Origin of the sequence: Corynebacterium sp. KPL4035 (genome assembly GCF_037908325.1) — a bacterium.
Classification (GTDB): Bacteria; Actinomycetota; Actinomycetes; order Mycobacteriales; family Mycobacteriaceae; genus Corynebacterium; species Corynebacterium kefirresidentii.
In genome coordinates this window covers 218580-236873 of sequence record NZ_JBBMGF010000002.1, presented here as the reverse complement: position 1 = coordinate 236873, position 18294 = coordinate 218580, and the positions used below count along the sequence as shown (strand labels likewise).

The following is an 18294-nucleotide window of genomic DNA, read 5'->3' as shown; positions in this document are numbered from 1 at the left end:
CCCAGATTTTACCCGCGCCAGATATAGGGATCAGGGCTTAAGCGGTCGGGCGCGAATTGCGCGAGCAGCTCTGCGGCGCTGCCGGCTTCATACCCCAGCGAGGCCGCCAGCTGCTTGACGACGTCCCCCACGTCCCCCATTTCCCGCATGGTCACCGCACTATCGCGCTTGGCTAGGCGTTCACCGGATTCATTGAGCACGAGCGGGACGTGGATATATTCCGGCGGCTCGATACCGAGCAATGAGGCGAGGTAGGCCTGGCGCGGCGCCGAGGAGAGCAAGTCATCGCCGCGGACTACCTGGTCGATGCCCTGGAAGGCATCGTCGACGACGACGGCCAAGTTATACGCCCAACCGGTGTCCTGGCCGCCGCGGCGCAGGATGAAGTCATCGACGTCGCCGGTATAGGTTCCGTGGAGGGCGTCGTGGATGGTGAATGTGGGGACGTCGGCAAGCAGGCGAAGGGCGGGCTGGCGATTCTGGGCCGCCAGCTCGGCGCGCTTGGCCGCGCGCTGGTCTTCGGTGAGGTTGCGGCAGGTGCCCGGGTACTGGCCGGGGATGGCGTGCGGGGCCCGGGAGGCCTCGCGAATGTCCTTACGCGAGCAATAGCATTCGTAGGTGGGCAGCTGGGCCAAGGCTTGCTCATAGGCAGCGTCGCGATCGTGCTGGTAGATGACCTCGCCGTCCCAGTCCAGTCCGAGCGCGCGCAGGTCCGCCAGCTGGCGCTCGGCCGATTCCTGGGAGGAGCGCTGCTTATCGATGTCCTCCACGCGCACCACAAAGCGCCGCCCCGTCGAGCGGGCAAAAAGCCACGCCAGAAGCGCCGTGCGGAGGTTGCCGAAGTGCAGATCCCCCGAGGGGCTCGGCGCGTAGCGGCCGGCGCCGGTGGTCGCAGAATTCATGCCCACAGTCTACGGGCTGGCACAATGGCGGGCATGGAAAAAACGAACGGCGCTGAAGTGCGCTTCATTCCCGTCCGCTCTACTCTCTACCCTTGGCTGGTCACCGTGTTTGTGGTGACCTTCCTGATTTCCAATATCAACGCCACCAAGGGCGTCCAGCTCGGCCCGCTGGTGACCGACGGTGCCTTCTTTCTATTCCCGCTGGCCTATATCGTCGGCGACGTGCTCTCCGAGTGCTATGGCTTTAAATCCACGCGCCGCGCGGTCTACATCGGCTTCGCGATGGCCATCTTGGCGGCCGTGTGCTTCTATATCGCCATTTGGCTGCCGGCGGCCGATTTCTATGAGGGCCAGGAAGCCTTCGCGGCCACGCTTGGCCTGATGCCGCAGATTCTGGCCGCCTCGCTAGCCGGCTATCTCGTGGGCCAGCTACTCAATGCCTGGACGCTGACTGCGATGAAGAAGCGCTCGGGCGAAAAGGGGCTTTTCGCGCGCCTTATCGCCTCTACCGTGGTGGGCGAATTCGGCGATACGCTGCTGTTTTGCGCCATCGCCGCGCCGGTAATCGGCGTGGATACGGTGGGTGGTTTCATCAACTACGTCATCGTGGGATTCGTGTGGAAGACCCTGATGGAGGCCGTCATGCTGCCGGTGACGGCCATGGTTATCTCGTGGGTTAAAAAGCGCGAGGACTACTTGCCGGCGTAGTAGCGGCCTAGGAATTCATCGCGGTAGGCCTCGTAGTAGCCGCCGTCGATGGCGGCGCGGATATTATCCACCAGGCGAATCATGAACTCCACGTTGTGGATGGTGCACAGCGTGCCTGCGAGGAATTCCTTCGCCTTGAGCAAGTGGTGCAGGTAGGCGCGGGAGTAATTCTCAGATACGTAGCCGCCGAATTCCTCGTCGACCCCAGCGAAATCGCGCTTAAAGCGCGCATTGGTGAGGTTCATGCGGCCGTCGAGGGTGTAAACGCCGCCGCGACGCGCCAAGCGGGTCGGCGCCACGCAGTCAAAGGTATCGGCACCGGCCTCGACGGCAGTGAAGATATCATCCGGCTCGGAGATGCCGAGCAGGTGGCGCGGCTTGTACTCGGGTAGCTCATCGCAGACCCAGCCAACGATGGTGCCCAGGTTTTCCTTCTCCAGCGCGCCGCCGATGCCAAAACCGCCAAAGCCGCGCTTGCCTTCCTCGCGGGCGGTGCGATCGAGGTCGAGCAGGCCGCGAGTGGCCTGGCGGCGCAGGTCCTCATACTGCGCGCCCTGAACGACGCCCCACAGGGACTGCTTCGGCCGGTGGGTGCGCTCGCGGGTGAGGCGGTCGTGCTCATCCAGGCAGCGCTTGGCCCAGCGGTGCGTGCGGGCGACGGATTCTTCCTGGTAGGTACGCGTATCAACGAGCGTGGTCAGCTCGTCGAAGGCGAACATGATGTCTGCGCCCAGCCCGTGCTGGATCTGCATGGACTTCTCAGGGGTGAAACGGTGCTTGGAGCCGTCGATAACGGATTTGAAATCCACGCCGTCCTCGTCCACCTGCGCCATGCGCTCTTTCTTTGCCGCGCGGATGTCCTTATCGCTAAGTTCCGCGATATCCATCGCAAGGACCTTCTTGAAACCTACGCCCAGCGACATCACCTGGAAGCCGCCGGAGTCGGTGTAGGTCGGTCCGTGCCAGTTTTCGAACTCCGCCACGCCGCCGGCCTCGTCCACGATGTCGTGGCCTGGCTGCAGGTAAAGGTGGTACGCATTCGACAAAATGGCTTGCGCGCCGGTGGAGCGAATCTGCTCCGGAGTCAGGGTCTTTACCGTGGCTTTAGTGGCCACCGGGATGAAGGCCGGGGTCTGAATATCGCCGTGTGGGGTGTGGATGACACCGCTGCGGCCGTGCTTGCCGGGACCTTCGGGCAGGCGCTTGCCGATGTCGAAGCTCAAGTCCATTTCTATTCTTCTTCCTTGTCTGCAGGGATAGGGGCTGGGGTGGCGTGTTTAGCTTCCCATTCTTCTTCCAGGGCGGTGCCTTCGATGTCCAGGGTGGGCAGAATCTTGGCCAGCCACTTTGGCATCCACCACGTCGCGCGGCCCATAAGGAACATGGTGGCGGGGACGAGGGTCATGCGGATAAAGAAGGCGTCGAAAAGCACGCCGGCGGCCAAGGCAAAGCCGAAGATCTGGATAAATGGCAGCGGCTGGTTAATAAACGCCACGAAGACCGAAATCATAATGATGGCTGCGGCCGTTACCACGCGGGCGCCTTGGGTAAAGCCGGTGATGGTGGCCTCGTCGACGGCGCTATAACGCCCGCCGGTGCCCTCCGGGTGGCGAGAAATGTGCTCGCGCATGCGGGTGACCAGGAAGACCTGGTAGTCCATCGCGAGGCCAAAGGTCACGCCGATGAGGAAGATGGGCATGAAGGAAATCAGCGGGCCCGGCGCGGGCACCAGGTTCCACAGGCCTTCCTGCCAGACCAGGACGGTCAGGCCGAAGGCGCCGCCGACGGACAACAGGAAGCCCAAGCCCGCAACCAGCGGCACCAAGATGGAGCGGAAGACCAACAGCAGCAGCACAATGGCCAGACCCACGACGATGGCCAGGTACGGCACCATGGCTTCCTCGAGGCGCTCGGTGATATCGAGCTGCACGGCCGTTAGGCCAGTCAGGCCAATGTCGGTACCGGTGGCGTCCTCGATCTCGCCGGTGGCCGAGCGCAGCGCGTGCGCAACGTTCACCGTTGCAGCGTCCGTGGGCGCGGTTTCAGGGGTAACCATGATCTGTGCGGCGCGCTTGTCCTGGCTCAGGCCGACAATCTGCGCGTGCTTCACCCCGCCCAAGCCCTTGAGCTGGTCCGCGGTGTAGAGGAAGGACGCAAGCGCGGCCTTGTCCTCCGGGGAGGCAGCGTCGGCCGCATCTGCGGAGGTGTCTACCACCTCAGCGGCCGGGGTGATCTCCGGCTCGGCCGCGGGCTGGTCCCCCTGCGGCTGCTCAGGCATCTCCTCTTCGGGGGCAGCATTCTCGGCCGCATCCTGCTCGGGAGCGGGGGCTGGTTCGGGTTGGGACTGGGCGTCGACAAGCGGGGCCAAGGCGCCGGATTCCGCGTTGACCGTGTGGGCATCGACCACGGCGAGGAAAGGACCGTTGACGCCGGGGCCAAAGCCCTCGGACATGATGTCGGCGGCCTTGCGCTGGGTGGTATCGGGGTTCGACGTGGTATCGGCCGGAAGGGCAAGCTCCATCTGGAGTACCGGCGCGGTCATAGCCCCCAAGGAGAGCACGACCAGCGCCATAGCCAGGCCGGGCACCTTCTGGACTAAACGCACCCACCGGTTGCCCATGGTGGGCCCGCGGCGGCGCTTGCCCTTGCGGGTCGGGTTGCCGGCCACGCCGGGGATTCGGCCATGGAAGGCCTTATCGCCCAGCAAGCCCAGCATCGCAGGGATGAGCGTGAGCGAGACCAAGACGGCGATCGCGACGGTGCCGGCGGCGGCCAAGCCCATGGCCGTGAGGAAGCCAATGCGCGCAATGATGAGCGCGAAGAGCGCGGTAAAGACCGTCGCGCCGGCAAAGACCACGGAGGAGCCGGCCGTACCCACCGCCATGCCTGCGGCATCGGGCCCATCCATGCGGCGGCGCTCGGCGCGGTAGCGCGAAAGAATAAACAGCGCATAGTCGATGCCCACAGCCAGGCCGATCATGATGGCCAGAACCGGGGTCATATTATTGAGCTCAATCCAGTGGGTGGCAATAAACATGCCCAGCGCGCCGAGTCCCACGCCAATGACGGCGGAAACCAATGGCATCCCCGAGGCCACCAGCGAGCCGAAGGTAAAAATGAGCACGAGGAAAGCGACGCCCAGCCCGATGATCTCGGAGGTGGAGTTGACCGCGATCTCATCGCCAAAGCCGGCGCCATTGCCTTCGACGGTAAGGCCGCGGTCGCGGGCGATATTCATCGCCTCCGTGACGGTGTCTTTATCTGCTTGCTCCACGCTATAAGGCGACTCGGCGTCAAAATTGAAGGTGGTATACGCAATGGTCTCGTCATCGTTGACCATGGCGAGGTTATCCGCATCAGCGCGGGCAGATGCTTCCGGCAGCCCCATATCCGTGAATTGGTGGATGACCTGATCTTGCAGACGGGGCGAGACCTCAAGCGGGTTGCCAAAGCGCGTGGTATCGCCCATCTTCAGGTTGTCTTCGAGGTAGGAGATGGTGGCGTCGATGGCCTCGCGGTTTGCTGGATCAGAAAGCTTCTGGCCATCTGGGGCCTTGAAGACCACGTTGACCGAGGGTGAATTGGCAGGGTTGCCGCCCTCTGGGAAGAGGTCCATGGTCTTATAGGTGGCGTCGATAGATGGGGTTCCCTTGATGGAGAACTCGCTCGTCATCGGTTTCATCAGCAAAGCGGCGGCACCGCCAACGGCGGCGAGCAGCAGCAGCCATGCCACGATGACCTTCCACTTATGGAGGAAAGACCAGCGCCCAAGACGATAAAGCAATGTAGCCACGGGTAGATGTACCTTCGCATTCACGTGGGGGACGGGGTGAACTTCGCCCTAGTGTAGTGGCCGCACCCTATAATCCCCTATCGCGAAGCCACCTGCGTCCCAGTTTTCACAGCTGGCGGCCAGCCGGGCCCCTCCCCCGCGCCCCGCGGCCTAGCCGGGAAAAAGAAAATCCCGGCCTGCGCAAACAGACCGGGATCTCGGTGCGGTGGCGGCGGGATTTGAACCCGCGGTTGGGGGTTACCCAACAATCGCTTTCGAGGCGATCACCTTCGGCCGCTCGGACACGCCACCGCGTTCCAGATTACGGGAGTGCGCCCGAGCGACAAAATCGCTGCGCCAGCGGGGTGCCAGCGCAGCGATATGCAGAAATACGGATGAGGATTAGTCGTCCTTCAGGCCGCCGATAACCTCGTTGGCCTTGTCCTTGATGCCGTCGGCAGCGTCGGACAGCTTGTCCTTAGCCTCGGAGGTGACCTGGTCGGCCTTGCCCTCGTTAGCTACGTCCTCGTTGCCGGTAGCTTCGCCGTAGGCTTCCTTTGCCTTGCCTACGAGGCCGTCCTTCTTGTTTTCCAAATCGCCCATAATCACTCCTTTGATTAGACGGATAATGTATGGGCACCAGTGTACGCACTTTCAACGCAGGTCGTCGAAAAAGTTTCTGAGCAACGCGGCGCACTCTTCTTCGAGAACGCCGCCGCGAACCTGCGGGGTAAAGGGCGCAGTGGGGGCACGAAGGACATCGATTAGCGAGCCGCACGCGCCGGTCTTGGGTTCAAAAGCGCCGAAGACTACCGAACCCACACACGCCGCCTGCAAGGCTCCGGCGCACATGGCGCAAGGCTCCAAGGTGACGACAAGCTCGCAGCCGGAAAGGCGCCAACCGTCTCCATAGACGCGCACTGCTTGCCGGATGGCCTCTACCTCGGCGTGGGCTGTGGGATCGGCGCGTTGCTCGCGACGGTTTACTCCGGTGGCGAGTTCTTTTCCGGCGGCATCAAAAAGCACCGCACCCACCGGCACATCGCCTGCCGGGGTGCACTTGGCGACGTCCAGGGCGCGGCGCATGCGGGCCTCTGCGCGCAGGAGGGGCTCAGGCGTTATCAATGACGTCTTCCAGTTCATCGCCGAAGCCGAGCTCGCCGGCGATGCGCAGCAACATATCAGAAGGCCAGTCTTCGTCATTGTCGATGATGTAGCCCACCTGATCCTCGGATAGGCCGAGATCGGCGAAGATATCGAAATCGCCCTCACCATAAGGGTCGGCCTCTTCAGGGTCCACATCCGGGATTTCATGGTCGTTGATATCCATGAAATCGGCCGCAAAGTCATCATCAACGCCATAGGTGGCATCCGAAATGAGCATCTTCACCCCGCCCGGCACGGGGCGCACGGCAATGAAATAGGCATCCTCCACACACAGCAGCGCGAACGCAGCGCCCTCAGAGCGCAGGCTGCGCACCGCATTAATGGAGGTCTGCGGATCCTCGAAGTCATCGTTGAAGCTGCGCACCAGCCACTGGCCCGCAGTGCGGGCGACGGTTACCGCGAAGGAGTAATTTTCGTTGCTCATACCTCGTGAGATTAGTCGTGTTGTGCCACAATTGTCACCGTGAGTTCTCAAGATGTTCAACGCCCTATCTGCATTATTGGCCTCGGCCTCATCGGCGGCTCTCTGCTGCGCGATCTAGCCGGATATAAACACCCCGTTTTTGGATATAACCACTCCACTTCTGGCGCCCGCACTGCAGTAAAGCAGGGCTTTGACGTCACCGATGATCTTCCCGCTATTTTGACCCGCGCGGAAGCGGAAAACGCGCTCATTGTGATTGCTGTTCCCATGACCGCAGTGGGCGAGGTCCTCGATGCCATCCAGGAGCACGCGCCTAGCTGCGGCATTACAGATGTGGTTTCCGTGAAGACCGCGGTACGCCAGCAGGTCCTCGAACGCGGCATGGAATCGCGCTATGTGGGCGGCCACCCGATGGCGGGCACCTCCAAGTCCGGTTGGGATAACTCCCAGCGGGACCTCTTCCGCCGTGCGGCGTGGGGCATTACTTATGACTATGCCGCAGAGTGCGAGGCGCGTGGGGAAAAGATTCCTAAGCAGTGGATTGAGACCTTTACCGAGGTTGTACGCATGACGCAGATGGTGCACGCGGAGGCGGTTCCTATTCGCGTAGCTAACCACGATGCTGCGGTGGCGCGCATTTCCCACCTGCCGCATGTCTTCGCCGAAATTCTCGCCGTGGTGGGCGATAACGGCGGAATCTTGGCGCAGTCCCTGTCTGCCGGTTCCTTCAAGGACGCCACGCGCGTGGCCGGTACGCACCCGGAGCTAGTGCAGCAGATGTGCGAAACCAATGCCCCGGCGTTGGTGGAGGCTTTGGACGAGGCCTTGGATTTGCTTCGCGACGCCCGCGAGAAGCTCGACTCCCCCGAGCCTTCCATCGCCGAGCTTTCCGACGCCGGTTATCGCGCCCGCACCCGTATCGATGCCCGTTCTGGCGCGCGCAAGGAATCGGTTTCCCCGATCAAGATTTCTTCCCGCCCGGTGCTGCGCCTGCACCCAGGCGGCCCGAACTGGGTGGCGCAGCTGCGCCAGTCCGAGTCCCTGGGCGGGCGCATCGAGATTTTCTAGCGCTTGCGACCCCGCAGGCCAGGAATCCGGGATACTACCGCGGCGGCAATAAGACCTAGCACTGCTATTCCGGCATAAAACCAAGCGTGGTCGGCGCTGGTCTGCGGGGTTTTCGGCGGTTCGGGAGTGGTTTCCGCGGTGAGAATCGCTTCCTTATCGCGTCCGCTCACTACTCCCTCGATCCACTCCTTGGTGCCGGCCAGCGTGGTAATAGCCGCACTAGGTGAAGGCAAGTCTGGGTCCCCGTTCGCGGTGCCCGCCGTGGCGAGTCCGGCGAGCTTACCGTCTACAAAGAAGGGGCCGCCGGAGTCACCACCCTGCATGCCGGCTCGGCCGGTGGAGTGTACGTCGAGGATGGCGCTTTCAATGAGTGGCATCGGGCCATCTGGCGCCCCACCCGGCATCGCCTCGCTGGCTGGCACGCTTTCTGTACCCTCCGGCATTTTAAGTCCCGGCATGGCCTCGGCCGCGGGAACGCTTTCTCCGCCATCGGCATCCGCACCGGCGCTCGCGGCAGCGTCCGCGCCAGCAGGTTCGGCGGGGCTACCGCCGAGGAGCTCGGCTACTTCCATTTCCGCTTGGGGCAGCTGACCGCGGCGCGCCATAGAAGAACTACTGCTCCAGCCGTAGAGTGTGCCGCGTTTGCCCGGTTCCGGAACTTGGGTGGAAATCTCTGCGGGCTTTGTATCGGTGACAGGGGCGGTGAGGTGGAGAAGGGCGGCGTCGGAAAGCGGGGACAGTGCCCAGGAATCAGTGTCGTAGGTGGTTCCGTTGATGCGGGCCTGGGTGCCCGTGTTATTCACGGACTCGAGGCAGTGACGTGCGGTGAGCACCCATTGGGCGGCCACGCGAGTACCGGTACAATCACCGAAACTACCCACGCGTCCTATCTTGAGTTGGGCGACAGTCTGGGCCTCCGGGGAGTCCGTAGCTGGATCGCCGTGTTCGAGAGCAGTGGCCGGGGCGGCAGTCAGTGCCACGATGCTGGCGGCGAGCAAGGCGGGGAAAATTTTGTGCTGCATGATTAGTCCTTCTTTCCGGCAGGAACGGCGATGGCAATGGCTTTGGCGACGGCCCATTCGGCCGGCCCCTTCCCTATCAGGCGGCGCCACAGGGTTGCGATAACGAGGAAGAGGGCAATGAAGGCACAGGCCCAGGCGGTGTTGTGCAGGGCGATGTGGCTTTGCCAGTAGTAGGCGGTGAGCACCTGCAAGATGTAGATGCTCAGCGACATCGCACCCAGCGCAGCAAAGGGATAGACCAGCTTGGACGCAGCTCGACCAGCAAGCAGGCAGAGATGTAGGACGACTGCAGCGACGGCAATGGACAGCACGATCTCACCCACGACACCGGTGTGGCCGGTAAAACGTAGCCAGCCAGGAATGTCCGTAGTAAAGCGGAAGTAAAAACCGATAGCGGCAACGATGCCGGCTATAGCAGTGGAAGCCCACTGCGCAGCTGCGCGTTGCTTGCGAATATAGATTTCATAGAGCAGCATGCCGGCGAAGAAATAAGCGATATAGGCCAGCAGTGGGTAGACCTGCGGTAGGGTCAGCGGAGCGTATTTCACGGTCGCGGCTACGGTGGCCGCAGCGAAAAGGATTAGCTTCCAGGCCCAGTGCAACGGGGGAACCCAGCACAGCAACATCATGGTGATGCCAATTACTACTAGGACGACCTGAATCTCTCCTCCAAGGGGCAGTAGAGCAAGGCCGATGAGTGTAATTATGCAGCCTCGGGCGAGGATGCGCAGAAGCGTCGTCACCGTGAAATTGCGGGCAATGATCATCAATGTGATGCCCGCCAAAATGGCAAAAAGCGCGGCGGGCAGGCCGTTGAGAATGACTTTGGTATGCCACACGAGGGAGGCCATGTGCAGGACTACCATGCCAATAATGGCAAGTGAGCGGGCTATATCAAGCCCAACGATGCGCGAAGATGCGGACACCGGGCGTTCTCCTTCAAGACAGAGGGGAGCGCGTTGCCGCAGTCCCCTTATTAATAAAGACTTTCTTTTTCTACTAAGTCTGTCTGGGAGGTTGCTGTGAACGTTTTATACGTGTCCTGCATTTTATAAAGGGGGTACATATGACTTATTGCGGCAGTGAAAATCCGCCTAATCGCGGAAGTTATCATCGCGATATTTGCGCGACCGAGAGGGATCAGCAGCAAGCTTGAGAAGCGGGGCGCATATTAGACCAAGCACAACTCCGCCCAGAAGGAGCCACAGGCTCCCAGAACCGAGCCATAGTGCGAGGCCAAGGACAATGCCGGCAATGAGACCCGGCAGCAATGAGGAAGACTTCATAGACGGGCACCTGCGAAATAGATTAGATACAAGAAAAGCCGCCCGAAGGCGGCTCATTTTGTGCGCCCGGAGGGATTCGAACCCCCAACCTTCTGATCCGTAGTCAGATGCTCTATCCGTTGAGCTACGGGCGCAGACCGTTGGTAAGCAGTGCGTGCGCTCTGCTGTGCAACGAGAAATAACTATACCCACGGTCTGGGAAACTACCAAATCCCCAGTTCACTTGGCGTTTACCCACGAGAAGTGGGAAGGCTTTAGGAAGGAATGAGGGCGGCAACTTCGGCGTCGGAAAGCAGGGCATCCCGGAAAGCCTGCAGGGTGGCCTCGTGGTCGAAGTCAATGCCGATGAGAACAATTTCAGCACCAGGGGTCACACCATTGGCCGCCCAGAGGGACGCGGGCATGATCTGGAGGTTCGGGCCGGCTTGCTGCCAGGCGTGCGCAACGCGCAGATCGGTATCGATCCAGCAGTACCCCTTGGAACGCACCAGACCGGTGCTGGCCCGCAGGGCGGCAAGTAAGCGCTCGCGATTAAAGGGCCGATCCGCACGAAAGACCACCGAGGAGATGCCATATTCCTCGGTCTCGGGGGTATGCGGGTTGGCCAGTTCTTCGGCGTAGCCGTGATAGGTGGCAGCGGTAGCGATGTCATACAAGTGGGCATCGAGGACGAGTCGCGGGTCGATGACACCGTTGGTAACAATCACGACGCGGGCGCGGGGGTTCATGGCGCGCACGGTAGCGATGACCCGTTCGGCTTCGGCAGCATCAACCACGTCGGTCTTGGTGATGAGGATAAGGTCGGCGAACTCAACTTGGTCCACTAGGAGGTCAGCCACGGTGCGGTCATCGCCGGGCGTGGCTTCGATGCTTTGGGACGCAAGGCTCTTGCCACGGCGCAACTGGTCAAGAAAGGTGGAAGCGTCCACGAGGGAGACCATGGTGTCGATGGGGGCGACGTCGGCAAGCGTCGTGCCATCCTCAAACTCCCACTCAAAGGTGGCCGCAACGGGCATGGGTTCGGAAATGCCGGTGGATTCGATGACGATCTGGTCGAAGCGGCCGGAGCGGGCGAGCTTGCCCACGGATTCAATAAGGTCTTCGCGCAGGGTGCAGCAAATGCAGCCATTAGAGAGCTCGACAAAGCGATCCTCCCCGCGCTCAAGGTGGCCCTCGCCGGCAACGAGAGCGGCGTCAATATTGACCTCGGAGAAGTCATTGACAATGACGGCCAGCTTGCGCCCCTCGCGGTTAGCAAGCAGATGGTTTAAGAGCGTAGTTTTTCCGCTGCCTAAAAATCCGGACAGCACGGTAACGGGTGTAGCCATTCCCTAATGATAACGTTTTTCATTAGGGAATGGCTAAGTCACCTAGATTGAGAGGCCGAAGATAGGCACCGCCAGCAGGTACACCGTAAGGGTAATGAGGAAGATGCCGATGATATTGAGTCCGAGACCGCCCTTGATCATCTCGCCAATCTTGACGTAGCCAGAACCATAGGCAATGGCGTTCGGCGGGGTAGCCACGGGGAGCATAAATGCACAGGTTGCCGCGAGCGCCACTGGGATGGTGAGCAGAAGAACGTTGATATCTCCCTCCGCGGTCAGGCCAACCCCCACGGCAACGCCGCCCATGATTGGAATGAAGGTGGCAGCCGTTGCGGTATTAGAGGTGATCTCAGTCAGGAAGAGCACCAGTGCGGCTACGGCGGCGACGATAAGGACAACTGGGAGGACGCTCAGTCCCTTAGCCATCTCACCAATCCACAGGGACAGTCCGGAAGAATTAAAGACCGAGGACAGCGACAGGCCGCCGCCGAAGAGCAAGAGAACGTCCCACGGCATCTCATTGGCAGTCTTCCAGTCGAGCAGTCGAGTGCGACGCTGATTATCCGCCGGAAGAATAAAGAGCACGATGCCGGCAGCGATACCCACGATGGCATCGTCATAGTTCTCAAATTCCTTAAGCACCAGCGGCAGGATTACCCACGCTGCGGCGGCCAGAACAAAGATGATGCCGGTCATAATCTGAGGGCGGGTCCAAGGGCCGAGGGCCTTAATCTCATCGTCGATAAGCTCACGGCCGCCCGGAATATCCTTCATCTCTGGCTTGAAAATGGTGATAAGTAGTGCCCAAGCAATCAGCAGGAAGATCACGGCGAGCGGCACACCGACCGCCATCCATCGACCAAAGCCAAGGGTAACGCCCCAGGTATCGGCCATATACGCGTTCAGGAAGGCATTCGGCGGGGTGCCAATGAGCGTACCCAGCGAACCAATGGACGCGGAATAGGCAATGCCCAGCATGAGGGCCGTGGCAAATTTCTTTTGCTTCTCCCAGCCACCTACGGTCTCTGCGGTCAGCGCGAGCACCGAGGTACCAATAGGCAACATGACCACGGCCGTAGCCGTATTAGAAACCCACATGGACAAAAATCCGGTGGCCAGCATAAAGCCCAAGATAAGGCGCTTGGGAGAGGTACCAATCACCTTCACCACATAAAGGGCCAAGCGGCGGTGCAGGTTCCAGCGCTGCAGGGACAGCGCGATGAGGAAGCCACCCATGAACAAGAAAATGGTGGCGGAGGCATACGGGGCGCCTACTTCCTTGATTGATCCGACGCCAGCTAGAGGGAAAATAACCAACGGAAGCAGCGCGGTGGCAGCGAGCGGAATAGCTTCAGTCATCCACCACACGCCCATAAGGATCGTCACCGCTGCAACAGCGCGGATGGCACCAAGCGTGTACTCGGCTTCCGGATCTGCGCCAGAGGAGCCTTGGACTGTCTCAATGGCATTGGAGGGGAAAATAAAGAAGACAAGTACCGCCAATGCCAAGCCCGCGAAGAGGCCAATAAACTGCCGGCGCCATTCGCCGCGTGGGACTTTAGGGGCTTCGTCACCTTCGGTGTGGGCGGTGGATTCGTGAGTATGCGGGGTGGTCATACCGCGCGCTCCTTCACTAAGAGAGGACTGTGCTGAGGGATATGCTCCGTACTTCCCAGGTTATTAGCTGGCCTAGACAGCAAATAGAAAGTTATCTAATTCACTGCGAAGCATGCACTGACCATACAAAACATGTGACGCAGAAACCATATCCCGTCACAATAAACCACCCCCGCACCCCCGAATAGCACACACCACACCTGCCTAAAACCAGAAATGGCTCCACCACTCCTCCACCCCCCGATCGATCAAGGGTGGGTTAAATGCCCAGCACGGTCTTAGCAATCAGGAAGTAGATAATGAGGCCCGTGGCATCGCAGAAGGTAGAGATAAACGGGTTGGAAAAGACCGCCGGATCGGCACCGATGGTCTTAGCCACGATGGGCATCAGCCCGCCTACGGTCGCAGAAATCGAGCAAATCAAAAACAGCGTCGAACCGATGACCAAGCCGATGCTCATGCCATAGACCAGCGTAGCCAGGCCCAGTCCCGCCAAGCCGAGCACGGCGCCTAACGACATGCCGACGCGTAGCTCGCGCCACAAAACGGCAACGAGGTCGCGGGTGCGGACATCGCCCAGCGCCAAAGCACGAGTCACAGTGGTGGCAGCCTGATTGCCGGTATTGCCACCGGTGCCGGTCAGCAGCGGGATAAATAGTGAGAGAACCACGGCCTTGGCCAGCGTGCCTTCAAAGGAGTCCAATACTTGCACAGTCAACAGCGCAGAAACTGCCAGCACGAGCAGCCATACGATGCGCGAGCGCACCAGCTTGAGCAAAGGCGTGGATAGGTACGGCTGTTGAAGGGCCTCGGTACCGCCAGCACGAGCGGAGTCCTCGCTATCTTCTTCCTCCACAATGTCCGTAGCATCGTCCCACGTCAGCAGACCAACCAAGCGGTGCGAATCATCCACGATTGGCAGCGCAAGAATGTCCAATGGGAGGAACCAACGCGCGGTTTCTTCCGCATCAGCACTAGCACGGGCAAAAATGGGGTCGTGCATAATATCGGCCATGGTCAGCGCGGCATCAGCGGTGAAGATTTCGCGCAGGCTCACCACCCCCACAAGACGCCTATCCTCGCGGGTAATGGGCACGGTGTAGATAGTTTCCAGCTCATGTGCGGTCTCCCGCAGTTTAAACAGCGCGTCCCTAACGCTCATGTCCGGGTGGATTCCAGGCACCTCGGGTGACATTCGGCGCCCCACCGAACCCTTGACATAGCCCAACACCACGCCCGTGACATCGCGCTTGGATTGAGTCAGTGAGCGCAGCAGCCGGTCCGCAATCTCCGCGGGCAGCTCATCCAGCAAAGCCACGCGGTCTTCCGGGTCAAGCTCGTCGAAGAACTCATAGACATCAGCATTGCCCAGCTCATCGATGATATCGGCCTGATGCTTTGCATCGAGGGCATCAAAGACGACGATTGATTTCTGGCGCGGCAGCAAGCGCAGGGCCAAGGCCGACCGGACGGCATTTTGCCGCTCGACGACGGCGATGAGTTCCTGCAGGGGCACCCTCTCCAGGAGTTCCTGGAGGCGCGGGGCCTTGGTGGGGTCAATGGCGTCTTCTTGTTTGAGCCATGCCTCGACAATATCGCTAGCCCGCTCGGTGGTCTCCTCCATGGCCTACCCGCCTTTCCAGCCCCAGGTTATTGACTTCAGCCTTCTTAGACTACGTCATTTGCCCAGAAAATCCGCCAGAGATCCTCCCTGGCCGCATGACGACGCCCAGAAGCCACCTCAATGACGACACCGGGATGACTACAGGAATAGACCCCACAGGGCGAAGGCTGCCAGCAAAGACACCAGACCGGCGGTACTGGCCAAAATGATTGCATGCGGAAGGGGAGCCTGGGAAGACAGGGCGACGTCGACAAGCGAAGCACGTTGCCACACCGCCAAGACCAGCGCCAGCACCCCGGCGGCAAGGAGGACGAGCGGCAAGAAGACGTGCACACTCACCGCCCGCATCACGCCTAGCAACACTAAGGAAAGCGCCAAAAGGGTGCGCTGCCAAGACAGGCGCGTGCGCTCTGGTTGCAGACCAGGATCAAAGGGCTGGTTAGACAAGGAACTCGCCTACCAAAAGCGCACCAGCCACCACCACGATTACAGCAACAAGGACCGGAAGGCCGAAACTAAACGGTAGCGATCGATTCTCTCGCATTGCGCGCTCTGATTGCTTCCAATGCCCCCACGCCACCACGGGCAAGATTATGGCGACTATCAGCATGAAGACCGATACCGCGGCACGCAGGGTGCCTGGCAGCGGAACGTCAAAGGCCTCAAGTGCTACTCCGCCAGCAATCAACGCCAGGGAAGTGCGAATCCACGCCAGGAACGTGCGCTCATTAGCGAGCGTGAAACGCGGATCAGGGTCGGTGCCAACTGCAAACACCGAACGGGGAAACCTCGAGTCACTCATGGGCACCACTTTATATTCATTTGTCTCTTGCGTCGCGACAAGCCCACGCAACGCTTCGCCTTTCCGTAGCCTCATAGGCACAGGCCAGCCCCCTGAGCAAAGGAGCATCCATCCCCTATGAACCTGCGCTTGTGCAACTACGTGCCATCCTCCCCGAACGAGGACGAGTTTTTCAGCAAAGAGAACATCAAGCGCGTTAGCACCCCAAATACCCGCCCCGATGCCACCGGCTTGCGCGAGGCCGTTATTAATAACGGCCCTTGCCCGTCCAAGAACCATACGAAATTCGATTTCCTCTTCCAGCTCTTCCATATGGGTAGCATCGTAATTCTGGGACTCTTCCCCTTTGCTCTTACCGGACTCGATTTCCGCATCGCCTTGCTCATCAGCCTGCCTATCATCGCATTCGGCATTTCCAAGCCCGTTCGCTGGCTGGCCTCGACCCACAATGAGCGCACTCTGCTCCGCACAGCGTGGGCCAATAACTGGCTCGAGTTTTATCCCGTACTGGTGGGAAACTTCTACCACTTTGATACCAAGGAAGAAAAGAACCCTGTAGGCGATGACCACTATTACTTCCACCAGGCGCGCATCATGGTGTTCTTTCCTGATGGCTCCACAGAAGTACTACCAGAGCTCGCAACCGTGAAAGCTGTCGACTATCCGCCCGAATTGATGAGGTCAGATGGCACCGCCATTGCGGACAACCCCGACGAGCTGCGTGTGAGCCCCAGCGTTAATAATGGCTGGGCACTACTGGCCGTACTCGCCGGTGCCCCGGTATCCACAGGCACTCCCAATATCGGCTTGGATGCGCAGCAGATAGAAGCAGCGCTTGCCCAAGTGGAGCGCGAGTGGGCACCCGGCATTCTGAATTAACCCGCTGCAGCGAGTTATAGTCGGGCCCATGATTGAAGTTGCCGCCGTAGTTTTCCGTAATTCCTTTGGCCATGTCCTCACCGTGCGCAAAAATTCTTCCACCAAGTTCCAGTTACCTGGCGGCAAGCTTGAGGCTGGCGAAACCCCCACACAGGCCGCAGCCCGCGAGGTCGCAGAAGAAATCGGTGTGGAGGTCCGCCTCCCGGAGCTTTCCCCGCTCGGCATCTTCGACGCACCAGCCGCCAATGAACCCGGCGAAACCGTGCGCGGCCACATCTTTACCTACCCACGCCCAGTCCTTGCCCGCGCAGCCGCAGAGATTGCCGAAGTCGCATGGGTAGACCCCACCAACCCAAAGCGGGAGCTCGCCCACCTGCTGTGCGACGAGGTCTTTCCTGCCCTAGAATCCTAAGGCCCTGCTTGATCCCTTAAGAATTTCCTATTGCAGCTCCTGGGAGGGCAACCTAGAGTTATTTTCATCAGAATTGAGTGATGAAAGGACTGACCCCCCATGCCGCAGCAATCCACACCGGGACCTATCGTGACGATTACTTTCCTCGTCCTAGGAGTCATTAGCTCTGTTATCGCCATTCTCATGGTGCCTGCCCTCTTCCACGAGGTCACTTCCCTGCGCGCTGCGGCTTTTACCGGAAGCTTCATCTTCGGCGTTGGCATGCTCACGCTCTTCCGCCGCTGCGCCAAGTACCAGAACTAGGGGCAGAGTTCTCAACGGTGCGGCACTTGAGCTCAAAAGCTCGCTGCAATTCTTTCTCTTTAGAAACTTCTATTTCGCCTGAGCTAGTCTGCCCGTTAATTGGTTATTTGAGCTGGTTGTTGCGGTTGCGCTGGTCGTAGCTTAGTGCAGACCTGCCCCCTGTGAGAGCCTTCCTAATGTGCAGTGTATGACCGCAAAAGAAGAATATATACATCTCAAAATTCGCCATCCCACAATGCGACACTGCGTGGCACATGACGGAAATAGAACACTGTCCAGCGCCTATACAAGCACACGCACTGAAATCAACCTTCATTGCTTCCAGGCACGACAAGGCCACCTTCATACGCTGTAATTACTAGTTGAGCACGGTCATGCGCGTGCAACTTAGACATAATCCGATTGACATGTGTCTTAACCGTAAGCGGTGAGATAAAAAAGTGATCCGCTATTTCTTGATTTGAGAGGCCCTTCCCAACAGCCTGAAGGACTTCCTGCTCTCTGCCAGTGAGATGGTGAAGACTGTTGACGATTTCTTTATTCAAATGTGTGGAGGAATTCGAATCAAGGTAGCTCTCAATGAGGGATTGAGTTGCTTTGGCAGAAAGCAAAGCGTCCCCTTTGTGAACTGAGAAGATTGCTTCCGCTATGTCTTCGGGCTCGGTGCCTTTGCCGATGAAGCCGCTCGCGCCGGCACGTAATGCGGCAAAAACAAACTCATCCTCTTCAAAGGTGGTAAGGATAAGTACTTTAGTAGATGGCATGCCAGAGCATATCCGCTTGGTGGCTTCGATTCCATCTAATCGTGGCATCCGAATGTCCATGAGGACTACGTCGGGATTGCTTTCCTGGGCCAAGTCGATAGCCTCATAGCCGTCTTTCGCCTGTCCAACGACCTCAATCTCGTCATTGAGGTCAAGAATTCCGACGACAGCTTGTCTAATAAGCGCTTGGTCGTCCGCTACTACTACCCGAACCAC

General features: G+C 59.8%; 20 protein-coding genes and 2 tRNA genes. 5 read left to right on the top strand and 17 right to left on the bottom strand.

The genetic code is table 11. The annotated features are described in order from the left end of the window. Positions 1–8: 8 nt before the first annotated feature. Positions 9–902 (bottom strand): tRNA glutamyl-Q(34) synthetase GluQRS, encoded by an 894-nt coding sequence (gene gluQRS / locus WMP96_RS02980; RefSeq protein ID WP_239204873.1) that lies wholly within the window; start codon positions 900–902, stop codon positions 9–11. Positions 903–935: 33 nt separating this feature from the next. Here gluQRS and WMP96_RS02975 point away from each other — a divergent pair, with 33 nt between their 5' ends. Continuing rightward, positions 936–1610 carry a queuosine precursor transporter gene (locus WMP96_RS02975; protein ID WP_369707467.1) on the top strand — a complete coding sequence of 225 codons (675 nt, stop codon included), beginning with the start codon at positions 936–938 and terminating at the stop codon, positions 1608–1610. Here the strand turns inward: WMP96_RS02975 and tgt are convergent. From tgt to WMP96_RS02945, 6 genes are all read right to left on the bottom strand, one after another. Next, the gene (gene tgt / locus WMP96_RS02970; RefSeq protein ID WP_301715858.1) at positions 1595–2839 is read right to left on the bottom strand and encodes a tRNA guanosine(34) transglycosylase Tgt; all 1245 of its coding nucleotides are present in this window, start codon (positions 2837–2839) and stop codon (positions 1595–1597) included. The two genes, WMP96_RS02975 and tgt, sit on opposite strands and share 16 nt — an antisense overlap. A gap of 2 nt (positions 2840–2841) precedes the next feature. Continuing rightward, entirely contained in the window at positions 2842–5403 is a 2562-nt protein-coding gene (locus WMP96_RS02965) for an MMPL family transporter (protein ID WP_301715859.1), read from the bottom strand. Positions 5404–5606: 203 nt separating this feature from the next. Continuing rightward, positions 5607–5694 (bottom strand) — tRNA-Ser (locus WMP96_RS02960). A 90-nt stretch (positions 5695–5784) separates the two neighbouring features. Further along, positions 5785–5985: a CsbD family protein gene (locus WMP96_RS02955; protein WP_250413150.1), complete on the bottom strand. Its 201-nt coding sequence runs from the start codon at positions 5983–5985 to the stop codon at positions 5785–5787. Positions 5986–6036: 51 nt separating this feature from the next. Next, a complete protein-coding gene (locus WMP96_RS02950; protein ID WP_340432172.1) occupies positions 6037–6468 on the bottom strand; it encodes a nucleoside deaminase in 432 nt (143 codons plus the stop codon). 25 nt (positions 6469–6493) lie between these two features. Beyond that, the gene (locus tag WMP96_RS02945; RefSeq protein WP_023020373.1) at positions 6494–6973 is read right to left on the bottom strand and encodes a tRNA adenosine deaminase-associated protein; all 480 of its coding nucleotides are present in this window, start codon (positions 6971–6973) and stop codon (positions 6494–6496) included. 39 nt (positions 6974–7012) lie between these two features. Here WMP96_RS02945 and WMP96_RS02940 point away from each other — a divergent pair, with 39 nt between their 5' ends. Beyond that, the gene (locus tag WMP96_RS02940; RefSeq protein ID WP_301715860.1) at positions 7013–8041 is read left to right on the top strand and encodes a prephenate dehydrogenase; all 1029 of its coding nucleotides are present in this window, start codon (positions 7013–7015) and stop codon (positions 8039–8041) included. Here WMP96_RS02940 and WMP96_RS02935 read toward each other — a convergent pair. From WMP96_RS02935 to WMP96_RS02895, 9 genes are all read right to left on the bottom strand, one after another. Next, entirely contained in the window at positions 8038–9063 is a 1026-nt protein-coding gene (locus tag WMP96_RS02935) for a trypsin-like serine protease (protein WP_340432131.1), read from the bottom strand. The genes WMP96_RS02940 and WMP96_RS02935 overlap by 4 nt on opposite strands. Positions 9064–9065: 2 nt before the next feature. Beyond that, complete coding sequence (locus WMP96_RS02930; RefSeq protein WP_340432130.1) at positions 9066–9989, bottom strand: DUF418 domain-containing protein; 924 nt, start codon at positions 9987–9989, stop codon at positions 9066–9068. 168 nt (positions 9990–10157) lie between these two features. After that, a complete protein-coding gene (locus WMP96_RS02925) occupies positions 10158–10349 on the bottom strand; it encodes a hypothetical protein (protein ID WP_086588618.1) in 192 nt (63 codons plus the stop codon). Between the two features lie 61 nt (positions 10350–10410). Further along, positions 10411–10483 (bottom strand) — tRNA-Arg (locus tag WMP96_RS02920). A gap of 120 nt (positions 10484–10603) precedes the next feature. Continuing rightward, entirely contained in the window at positions 10604–11677 is a 1074-nt protein-coding gene (locus WMP96_RS02915) for a GTP-binding protein (protein WP_340432129.1), read from the bottom strand. A 42-nt stretch (positions 11678–11719) separates the two neighbouring features. Next, positions 11720–13294, bottom strand: coding sequence for an SLC13 family permease (locus WMP96_RS02910; protein ID WP_200288385.1), 1575 nt, complete (start codon positions 13292–13294; stop codon positions 11720–11722). Between the two features lie 259 nt (positions 13295–13553). Further along, the gene (mgtE, locus tag WMP96_RS02905; RefSeq protein WP_301715864.1) at positions 13554–14918 is read right to left on the bottom strand and encodes a magnesium transporter; all 1365 of its coding nucleotides are present in this window, start codon (positions 14916–14918) and stop codon (positions 13554–13556) included. A gap of 138 nt (positions 14919–15056) precedes the next feature. Beyond that, positions 15057–15365, bottom strand: coding sequence for a DUF202 domain-containing protein (locus tag WMP96_RS02900; RefSeq protein WP_200288386.1), 309 nt, complete (start codon positions 15363–15365; stop codon positions 15057–15059). Beyond that, positions 15358–15720, bottom strand: coding sequence for a YidH family protein (locus WMP96_RS02895; RefSeq protein WP_049359000.1), 363 nt, complete (start codon positions 15718–15720; stop codon positions 15358–15360). The genes WMP96_RS02900 and WMP96_RS02895 overlap by 8 nt, the downstream gene beginning before the upstream one ends. Before the next feature lie 117 nt (positions 15721–15837). On the opposite strand from WMP96_RS02895, the gene WMP96_RS02890 reads away from it, so the two are divergent. From WMP96_RS02890 to WMP96_RS02880, 3 genes are all read left to right on the top strand, one after another. Next, positions 15838–16599, top strand: a complete 762-nt coding sequence (locus WMP96_RS02890; protein ID WP_340432128.1) for a hypothetical protein — start codon at positions 15838–15840, stop codon at positions 16597–16599. A 28-nt stretch (positions 16600–16627) separates the two neighbouring features. Beyond that, a complete protein-coding gene (locus WMP96_RS02885; protein WP_301715866.1) occupies positions 16628–17011 on the top strand; it encodes an NUDIX hydrolase in 384 nt (127 codons plus the stop codon). A gap of 99 nt (positions 17012–17110) precedes the next feature. Next, positions 17111–17314 carry a hemolysin III family channel protein gene (locus WMP96_RS02880; RefSeq protein WP_301715867.1) on the top strand — a complete coding sequence of 68 codons (204 nt, stop codon included), beginning with the start codon at positions 17111–17113 and terminating at the stop codon, positions 17312–17314. 305 nt (positions 17315–17619) lie between these two features. Here WMP96_RS02880 and WMP96_RS02875 read toward each other — a convergent pair whose 3' ends face one another. Then, positions 17620–18294 (bottom strand): response regulator transcription factor, encoded by a 675-nt coding sequence (locus WMP96_RS02875; protein ID WP_301715868.1) that lies wholly within the window; start codon positions 18292–18294, stop codon positions 17620–17622.